Origin of the sequence: Klebsiella sp. MS 92-3 (assembly GCF_000195655.1) — a bacterium.
GTDB classification, from domain to species: domain Bacteria; phylum Pseudomonadota; class Gammaproteobacteria; order Enterobacterales; family Enterobacteriaceae; genus Klebsiella; species Klebsiella pneumoniae.
Genome location: NZ_GL882787.1, coordinates 16463 through 24836, shown reverse-complemented (window position 1 = coordinate 24836; position 8374 = coordinate 16463). Strand labels below are relative to the sequence as shown.

At 54.6% G+C, this 8374-nt stretch carries 10 protein-coding genes and 1 pseudogene; 7 read left to right on the top strand and 4 right to left on the bottom strand.

Annotation, left to right across the window (positions count from 1 at the left end; translation table 11 throughout):
• The coding region (locus HMPREF9538_RS17535) for an MFS transporter (protein ID WP_009484668.1) at positions 1–1213 on the bottom strand (1213 nt) is incomplete at its 3' end.
• Between the two features lie 177 nt (positions 1214–1390).
• Here HMPREF9538_RS17535 and kdgR point away from each other — a divergent pair.
• Positions 1391–2182, top strand: a complete 792-nt coding sequence (gene kdgR / locus HMPREF9538_RS17540; protein ID WP_002911378.1) for a DNA-binding transcriptional regulator KdgR — start codon at positions 1391–1393, stop codon at positions 2180–2182.
• Between the two features lie 57 nt (positions 2183–2239).
• Here the strand turns inward: kdgR and HMPREF9538_RS17545 are convergent, their stop codons facing one another.
• On the bottom strand, positions 2240–2479 hold the full coding sequence (locus tag HMPREF9538_RS17545; RefSeq protein WP_004145533.1) for a YobH family protein: 240 nt from the start codon (positions 2477–2479) through the stop codon (positions 2240–2242).
• Positions 2480–2638: 159 nt separating this feature from the next.
• On the opposite strand from HMPREF9538_RS17545, the gene mgrB reads away from it, so the two are divergent.
• From mgrB to rlmA, 6 genes and pseudogenes are all read left to right on the top strand, one after another.
• On the top strand, positions 2639–2782 hold the full coding sequence (gene mgrB / locus HMPREF9538_RS29715) for a PhoP/PhoQ regulator MgrB (protein WP_002911375.1): 144 nt from the start codon (positions 2639–2641) through the stop codon (positions 2780–2782).
• Positions 2783–2856: 74 nt separating this feature from the next.
• Positions 2857–3147 carry a YebO family protein gene (locus HMPREF9538_RS17555; RefSeq protein ID WP_002911374.1) on the top strand — a complete coding sequence of 97 codons (291 nt, stop codon included), beginning with the start codon at positions 2857–2859 and terminating at the stop codon, positions 3145–3147.
• Between the two features lie 590 nt (positions 3148–3737).
• Positions 3738–3809: pseudogene (locus HMPREF9538_RS29705) on the top strand (DUF2627 domain-containing protein); the annotation flags it as partial.
• Positions 3810–3894: 85 nt separating this feature from the next.
• Positions 3895–4104: a transcription antiterminator/RNA stability regulator CspE gene (gene cspE / locus HMPREF9538_RS17565; RefSeq protein WP_001062678.1), complete on the top strand. Its 210-nt coding sequence runs from the start codon at positions 3895–3897 to the stop codon at positions 4102–4104.
• 187 nt (positions 4105–4291) lie between these two features.
• A complete protein-coding gene (gene ftsI, locus HMPREF9538_RS17570) occupies positions 4292–6040 on the top strand; it encodes a peptidoglycan glycosyltransferase FtsI (protein ID WP_002910924.1) in 1749 nt (582 codons plus the stop codon).
• A gap of 61 nt (positions 6041–6101) precedes the next feature.
• On the top strand, positions 6102–6896 hold the full coding sequence (rlmA, locus tag HMPREF9538_RS17575) for a 23S rRNA (guanine(745)-N(1))-methyltransferase (protein WP_002910922.1): 795 nt from the start codon (positions 6102–6104) through the stop codon (positions 6894–6896).
• Between the two features lie 3 nt (positions 6897–6899).
• Here the strand turns inward: rlmA and mntP are convergent, their stop codons facing one another.
• Both mntP and HMPREF9538_RS17585 read right to left on the bottom strand, forming a co-directional pair.
• Positions 6900–7466: a manganese efflux pump MntP gene (gene mntP, locus HMPREF9538_RS17580; protein ID WP_009484665.1), complete on the bottom strand. Its 567-nt coding sequence runs from the start codon at positions 7464–7466 to the stop codon at positions 6900–6902.
• A gap of 418 nt (positions 7467–7884) precedes the next feature.
• The gene (locus HMPREF9538_RS17585; protein WP_002910920.1) at positions 7885–8343 is read right to left on the bottom strand and encodes a DUF986 family protein; all 459 of its coding nucleotides are present in this window, start codon (positions 8341–8343) and stop codon (positions 7885–7887) included.
• Positions 8344–8374: the final 31 nt, after the last annotated feature.

Genomic DNA, 8374 nt, shown 5'->3' with positions numbered 1-8374 from the left:
GGGCGGCCCCCAGCATGCCGCTGGCGCCGCCGCTACGATGGCTCGGAGCCGAGGCGACGATGGTATGGTTGTTCGGCGACTGAAACAGCCCGAAGCCGGCGCCGCACAGCGCCATGCGCCAGATGATATCCAGATCGGAGGGCGACGAGGGCAGCAGCGCCAGGCCGAACAGGCCGCAGGCCATAATCAGCAGGCCGACAGCCCCCAGCAGCCCGGCATGACATTTCTCGATCAAATAGCCGGCCAGCGGCGCCATCACCATGGTCGCTAACGGCCACGGCGTTAGCAGCAGACCAGTCTCCACTTCGCTGCGCCCCATCATCGACTGCAGAAAAAAGGGCAGGGAGACCATCGCCAGCATCTGCGCGCAGAAGGAGCAGATGGAAGTGCAGATAGAGAGAGAGAAGAGTGGGATACGCAGCAGGTCGACCGGCAGCAGGGGGACGGGCATCGTGAGCTGGCGGCGAACGAAGAAGAACCCCACCACCAGCATAGCGGCGACCTCCGCCAGCACCAGCTGAGTGGACTGCCCCTGGGCGAAACCGCTCAGGGCGGTGATCAGCAGCCCGAAGGTAAGGGCATTCATAATGGCGCTCGGCAGATCGAAGCGGATGATTTTGCTGCGCGCGCTGTTGGGCGGCAGAAAGCGCATGGCCAGAATAAAGGCGACGATGCCGAGAGGCACGTTTATTAAAAACAGCCATTGCCATGAGGCGAGGGAGAGGATCGCTGCGGCGATAGTCGGGCCGGCCGCCGAAGAGACGGCAACGACAAAAGAGTTAATGCCCATGCCGCGACCAAGAAAGCGCTGCGGATAAATCAGACGGATCAGCGCGGTGTTGACGCTCATCAGCGCGGCGCCGCCCAATCCCTGCGCGACGCGGGCGAAGGTTAGCATTTCGAGGCTACGCGACAGCGCGCAGGCCAGCGAGGTAAAGATAAACACCACCAGGCCTATCTTATAGATACGCCGATAGCCGACCATGTCGCCGAGGAAGGAGAGCGGCAGCAGGGCGATGACAATGGCGATTTGGTAGGCGTTAACGATCCAGATTGAAGCCGCCGGTGAGGCGTTGAGATCGCTGGCGATAGTCGGCAGCGCGACGTTGGCGATAGCCCCGTCAAGCACGGCCATGGTCAGCCCAAGCACGATGGTCAGAATGGCGCCATAGCGTTGCGGCAACGGCACGCCATCAGAAGAATTTTTATCCATGGTGAATATGAGTCTTAAATGAAACGGTTTTTTGAATGATGAGTTTAGCATTGATTAATTCGCAGTATGTCGCAGATTTGTAACGAAGTGGCAGAAGAATGATTGCGGCTCAGAGGCGGCGAATTTATAATAAAAACCGGTTCTAATTTTTATAAAACAGTTACGACGAGGTGATAAATGGCAGGTGCAGATTTGGATAAACAGCCAGATTCTGTCTCTTCGGTATTGAAGGTTTTCGGCATCCTACAGGCGCTGGGTGAAGAGCGTGAAATTGGCATTACCGAACTGTCCCAGCGCGTCATGATGTCGAAAAGCACCGTTTATCGCTTTTTACAGACCATGAAATCACTGGGCTATGTGGCACAGGAAGGAGAGTCTGAGAAATACTCTCTCACCCTCAAGCTGTTCGAACTGGGCGCGCGCGCGCTGCAGAACGTCGACCTGGTGCGCAGCGCCGATATTCAGATGCGCGAACTTTCGCGACTGACGAAAGAGACCATCCATCTTGGGGCGCTGGATGAAGACAGTATCGTCTACATCCATAAAATTGACTCGATGTATAACCTGCGGATGTACTCGCGTATTGGCCGCCGCAACCCGCTGTACAGTACCGCGATTGGCAAGGTGCTGCTGGCATGGCGCGATCGCAGCGAAGTGGAGCAGATCCTCGACGGCGTGGAGTATAAGCGCAGCACCGAGCGGACCATTACCAGCACCGAGGAGTTGCTAAAAGTGCTGGATGGCGTTCGCGAGCAGGGCTATGGCGAGGATAATGAGGAACAGGAAGAGGGGCTGCGCTGCATTGGCGTGCCGGTGTTTGACCGTTTCGGCGTGGTCATCGCCGGGCTGAGCATCTCATTCCCAACGCTACGTTTCTCTGAAGAACGCTTGCATGAATACGTGGCGATGCTCCACCAGGCGGCGCGTAAGATTTCTGAACAAATGGGATACAACGACTATCCGTTCTGAGGCGGCGGATAACGGGGTTGGCGACCGCGGCGCTACGTCGCGATCGCCGGTTCGATGTTAGCCGTTATCAACCACGGTTGTGCTTTTACGCAGCAGAGGGCAACTGCTGACGCCGATCACTCCGCTGTCGGAATGAACATAAAGTGCGGTGCTGACTCCGCGGGCGGTGAGATATTGGCACTTAAGACCCAGACCGCCGACGTTTTCCTCACTGTGGAATAACACCCCATAACCGCTCAATAATACGCCAATCCATAAGATAGCCACCAAGATAATAGTACGAATGATTAATCGCATTGATGCCTCATTATTTGTATGATCCCTGGCTTGATTTTGACACGAACACGTTTTGAAACAAGTCGATGATTCCTAAACTTACCTTTCGTAATACAGTTAGCCGCGGTTTAAGAAGGCCGTGCTATCCTGGCGACATTGCGTACTGATGCGGAGAGTGGAGTGAAAAAATTACGGTGGGTTTTACTGATAGTCATCATAGCAGGCTGCCTGTTGCTGTGGACTCAGATGCTTAACGTAATGTGCGACCAGGATGTTCAGTTTTTCAGCGGCATTTGCACTATTAATAAATTTATTCCGTGGTAAGACATTTTTCTGCCGACTGATTTCCTTCTGCGCCGCGGGTGGTAGAATGAACGCCTTCTCTTTGAGGTGGTGAAATGAGTGAGTTACTAAATCCTGGGATTTTAAATCTGGCATCGCTGGCTGTGTCCGTGGCGCTGCTGCTTGTCGGTCTGTTGTTATGGTTCTTCGTCAACCGCGCCAGTTCGCGGGCCAATGAGCAGATAGAGCTGCTGCAAGCGCTGCTGGATCAGCAAAAGCGGCAGAATGCGCTGTTACGTCGCCTGTGCGAAGCTAATGCGCCAGAGAAAGAGGATGTGGCTGAGCCGACCGTCGCCGGCAAGGCGAAAGGGGAGGATGAGTTTATCCGCCTGGTAGCTGAACGTTAAGGCGCCCGACAGGTGTGCATCATAAGATGCGCACCTGCATGATAGCGGGCGGTAATATCTTATTCTTATTCCATTATTCCTTTCTTAGTGCAATATCCTCTTTATTACACGCTGTAAATAAAGTCATTCTCGCCGCGTTTATTGTTGGGTAACGTGACACTGTCATCTTTTTTTCATTATTAAGGTGCAGAATTAGCACTATTTTTAGCGTGACGACTAACAGGTTTTATTATCACTACACTGGCACGGCTTAGCGATTTTTAGCCTGGAGTTATAACGAATTATGCGCATCAATATTCACCGTTGCCCACCAGACGCTTACATTACAGCAGTTCGTGTACGGACATACCTGGACGAAGCGAAGTTGTTGAGCTATGGTAAAAAAGTTGCAGTAATGAGGCAACGAATGGGCGATATTGGCTGATGCTGTAGCGCCTTGCCAGGGGCGGCAAAGACGCATAAATGTGCAGGCGATCAAATGATTACCTTATAATTTGTGCGAACGATCGAGACACGTTTAAAAATGGCTTGCCATTATTTACGTAGTGTGTGATAACACGTTTCGGGTTAAACGAGGTACAGTTCTGTTTATGTGTGGCATTTTCAGTAAAGAAGTCCTGAGTAAACACGTTGTCGTTGAATACCGCTTCTCTGCCGAACCTTAAATTAGTGCCTCATGCAGTTATGTGTCAGTTTTATCTAGGTAAACGCCAGCAGGCGAAGAAAACAGTCTAAGGAATTTTGCAAATGGCAAAGATTAAAGGTCAAGTTAAGTGGTTCAACGAGTCTAAAGGTTTTGGTTTCATTACTCCGGCTGATGGCAGCAAAGACGTGTTCGTACACTTCTCCGCTATCCAGGGTAACGGCTTCAAAACTCTGGCTGAAGGCCAGAACGTTGAGTTCGAAATTCAGGACGGCCAGAAAGGTCCGGCTGCAGTTAACGTAACTGCTATCTGATACAAGACCACTCTTCTTGTATAAAAGCCTCGCCTGCGCGGGGCTTTTGCATTTTTATTGCAAAGCATGTCATTTTTCCCCCTCCCGTCGCGTCTTGTTGCAAATACTCATCTTTATTAGCATTGTGTAGCAGTCTGTTTTGCTAATTTTCTGTTAAATCAGTTGGTTGCAAAACAATGCCGGAGCTATGGTGCTAAAGAAAAAAACGAAGTCCGCCGCCAGTTTCACCCCGATTCGCTTCGGGTTACTGTGTGTGGCCATTCTCGGTTGTCTGGGGCTGCTGCTGGTCCGCGTGGGCTGGCTACAAATTATCTCCCCCGATAACCTGGTAAAACAAGAAGATATGCGCTCCCTGCGCGAAGAACCCGTAGCGGTTGAGCGGGGGATGATCAGCGACCGGGAAGGACGGCCGCTGGCGGTGAGCGTTCCGGTCAGTGCTATCTGGATCGACCCGCAGACCACTATGGAGAAGGGCGGTGTGGGCTATGGGCCCCGCTGGCAGGCGATGGCCGAAGCGCTGCACCTCAACCTCGGAGAGCTGGCTCAGCGGGTACAGAGTCATCCCCACGCTCGCTTTCTCTATCTGGCGCGTCAGATCAATCCCGAGCAGGCAGAGTGGATTGATAAACTGCATCTGCCGGGCGTCTACCTGCGCGATGAATCGCGACGGTTCTACCCGGCGGGCCATGTGGCTGCCAATCTGCTGGGCTTTACCAATGTTGATAATCAGGGCATCGAAGGGGTGGAGAAAAGCTTTAACGCCCAGTTGACCGGTAAACCCGGGCGACGTCTGGTGCGTAAAGATAAACATGGCAATGTCATTGAGAACATTACCGAAGTGCCGCCGGTTCCGGCGCATAATCTGCAGCTGAGTATTGATGAACGCCTGCAGACGGTGACGGAAGACGCCCTCGACAACGCCGTCCGCTGGAACAAAGCAGAGTCCGGGGCGGCGGTATTGATCAAAATTGATACCGGCGAGATCCTGGCGATGGCCAGCTATCCGGACTTCAATCCGAACAATCGCGATAGCGCGACGCTGGATGATTTTCGCAACCGGGCCATCAGCGACACCTTCGAGCCCGGGTCGACGGTCAAACCGCTGGTGATCATGACTGCGCTACAGCAGGGGATTGTCCAGCCAGACAGCGTGGTGGATACCCATCCGTTCGTCCTCGATGGCCATCGTATTCGCGATGTGGGCTATTATCCGGAGCTGAGCCTGACCGGGATCCTGCAGAAATCCAGCGATACCGGCGTGTCCCACCTCTCGCTCGCCATGCCGGTGCAGCATCTGATCGATACCTATAAAGCTTTCGGCTTTGGCGAACCGACGGGGCTGGGGTTGACCGGCGAAAGCGCCGGGCTGATGCCGCATCGCCGCTACTGGGGGCAACTGGATCGCGCCACCTTCGCCTTCGGCTATGGTTTGATGGTCACCCCGCTCCAGCTCGCCCACGTCTACGCCACCATCGGCGGCTTCGGCATTGCGCGACCACTGTCGATTACCCGCATCGATCCGCCGGTGATGGGCACGCGGGTGATGCCGGAGAGTATTGTGCATAGCGTGGAACATATGATGGAGAGCGTGGCGCTCCCGGGCGGGGGCGGTACCAAAGCGGCGGTACGCGACTACCGGGTGGCGGTAAAAACCGGCACGGCGAAGAAAATCGGCCCGGACGGCAAATATATCGATAAGTATGTGGCCTATACCGCCGGCGTAGCGCCCGCCAGTCGACCACAGTTCGCGCTGGTGGTGGTGATGAACGATCCGAGCAATGGTTCCTATTACGGCGGCGCTGTGTCCGCGCCGGTCTTCAGCCAGATCATGGGCGATGTCCTGCGGCTGGAGAACGTCATGCCGGACGGCATGCCGCAAGGGGCGGAGAATCTGATCGTAATGCACGATAGCCACCCACAGGGGCCGGCGCTGTAACAGTGGTCTGCAGGGGCGAATAGCGCTACACTTTCGCCCTTTCAGCAACACCGGAGCCGTCATGTCATACAGTTGCCCCCTTTGTCACGCGCCGCTCAGCCGTAGCGACAACCACTATTCCTGCCCGCAGCGGCACCAGTTCGATCTGGCGAAAGAGGGGTACGTCAATCTGCTACCGGTGCAGTTCAAGCGGTCGCGCGATCCCGGCGATAGCGCCGAAATGATGCAGGCCCGGCGGGCGTTCCTCGACGCCGGACATTATCAGCCGCTACGGGATGCTATCGCTGAGCGGCTGCGACATTACGCCCCTACGGATTTACTGGATATCGGCTGTGGCGAGGGGTATTACACCCACGCGTTTGCCGCCATCGCCAGCCGCAGCTGGGGGCTGGACGTGTCGAAGCCGGCGATCCGCGCGGCGGCAAAACGCTACCCGCAGGTGAATTTTTGCGTGGCCTCCAGCCAGCGCCTGCCATTTTCCGACGCTAGCTTCGACGCGGTAGTGCGCATTTACGCGCCCTGCAACGCCGAAGAGCTGGCGCGGGTGGTGCGGCCTGGCGGGTGGGTGATCACCGCCACGCCGGGTCCCCGTCACCTACTGGAGCTGAAAGGGCTGATTTACGATGAAGTTCGCCTGCATGAGCTGAAGACGGAAGCGATGCCGGGGTTCCGCCTGGAGGCTCAGCAGCAGCTGGCTTATCCGATGATCCTGACGGGAAGTGAAGCGCAGGCCCTGCTGCAGATGACGCCGTTCGCATGGCGGGCTAAAGCCGAAGTGCACGCCGCGCTGCGTCAGCAGCCGACCTTTGGTTGCCAGACCGATTTTATGATCCACTGCTGGCAGCGCGAAGCGTAAAGCTTAACCGGCGAAATGGCTCCAGAGGATTTCGCTGCCGATGCCAATCAGCACGATACCGCCGAGAATTTCGGCTCGTTTGCCCAGCAGCGGGCCGATAAAGCGACCGACCATCATCCCCAGCGTCGACATGATAAAGGTGGCGCAGCCGATCGCCAGCGCGGTGGTCACAATGCTGACCTGCAGGAAGGCCAGACCGACGCCGACGGCCATCGCGTCAAGGCTGGTGGCGAAGGCGGTGGTGACCAGAAGCCAGAAACCATGTCGGTGAGGCGCCTCGCACGCCTCGTCGCTGTCGTCGCGAAAACCTTCGACGATCATTCGCCCGCCGAGAAACACCAGTAAAATAAAGGCAATCCAGTGATTCCACTCGAGGATAAACTGGCTGGCCAGCATGCCAAGCCCCCAGCCGACCAGCGGCGTCAGGGTTTCAATGGCGCCAAAAATCAGCCCGGTGCGTACTGCCTCTGAAAATTTGGGTTTATGCAGGGTGGCGCCTTTGCCGATGGAGGCTGCGAAGGCGTCCATGGACATGCCGAAAGCGAGAAGAATGGTAGCGGATAAATTCATGTGCGTGTCCTGACCGGGGATAATCCATATGACACATCGCTGCCCCCAGTAAACATACGCGGAGCCGCTCAATGGCTGAGCAATACGTACAGCAGTGATGTATCTATGGTCTCGCCTGATTGAATCTCTTCAACCCGTACGTGCCACGTTTTGCAACGAGTATGTTGACACGTACATTTCCTGGCGGGCAGGAAATCGGCTACTCCCCAACGACGGGCGCAACCTTAACATATTTTTAGAATATAAAACAATAACAGAAGAGGGCTATTTTAATAACCAAATGATAACGATTTTCATTTAAATTTATAAGTGAAAAAATAGTTAATAAAAAAGATAAGGTTAGGCGGGAAATATAGCCGTGGCTATAATATTTCTCCGCTGCTAACGGGAATAATATAGCGCCGGCTATATTTTTAAGTCATTGAGTTGTAATGAGAAGTTTGTATATCTTCTCCAGATCGTCGATATTTCGTACGCGTATCAGCAGCCGCCGTTGCTCTAATTGCATCACCAGCACACCGTCCTCGGATAAATTCATCTCTTTAATCCGCTGATATTCTATCCACACGTTGGCGAAGAAAAAGCCGCGCGGTTTAAAAATGATTTTCGGCGTACGGATCCAGAATAAATAGAGCCCCATCAGCGCCAGCGCAGATAATAGCCAGGTGGTGATCGCCGTGCCGTGCTGGGTGATGTTGTTATAGATCAGAATGGCGGTGAGGCCGACAAAGATCATGCCGTCAACGCGACTGCGGCGAAGCAGGGGGATGGCCAGCAGTACCGGGCCGTTTCGCCTCGGCATAATAAACTGGTCATATATCGCGTAGGCCAGTAGCGCAAGGATAAACAGGATGATCACCAGGTCCGTGAAGGTCATTGCTTTGCGTTTCTCCTGATAAAAAAAAAAC

Excerpts from the sequence above, each read along its gene's own strand:
- kdgR (WP_002911378.1), top strand. The coding sequence starts at position 1,391 with ATGGCAGGTGCAGATTTGGATAAACAGCCAGATTCTGTCTCTTCGGTA.
- ftsI (WP_002910924.1), top strand. The coding sequence starts at position 4,292 with ATGGTGCTAAAGAAAAAAACGAAGTCCGCCGCCAGTTTCACCCCGATT.
- HMPREF9538_RS17555 (WP_002911374.1), top strand. The coding sequence starts at position 2,857 with ATGAGTGAGTTACTAAATCCTGGGATTTTAAATCTGGCATCGCTGGCT.
- HMPREF9538_RS17585 (WP_002910920.1), bottom strand. The coding sequence starts at position 8,343 with ATGACCTTCACGGACCTGGTGATCATCCTGTTTATCCTTGCGCTACTG.
- HMPREF9538_RS17545 (WP_004145533.1), bottom strand. The coding sequence starts at position 2,479 with ATGCGATTAATCATTCGTACTATTATCTTGGTGGCTATCTTATGGATT.
- rlmA (WP_002910922.1), top strand. The coding sequence starts at position 6,102 with ATGTCATACAGTTGCCCCCTTTGTCACGCGCCGCTCAGCCGTAGCGAC.
- mntP (WP_009484665.1), bottom strand. The coding sequence starts at position 7,466 with ATGAATTTATCCGCTACCATTCTTCTCGCTTTCGGCATGTCCATGGAC.
- cspE (WP_001062678.1), top strand. The coding sequence starts at position 3,895 with ATGGCAAAGATTAAAGGTCAAGTTAAGTGGTTCAACGAGTCTAAAGGT.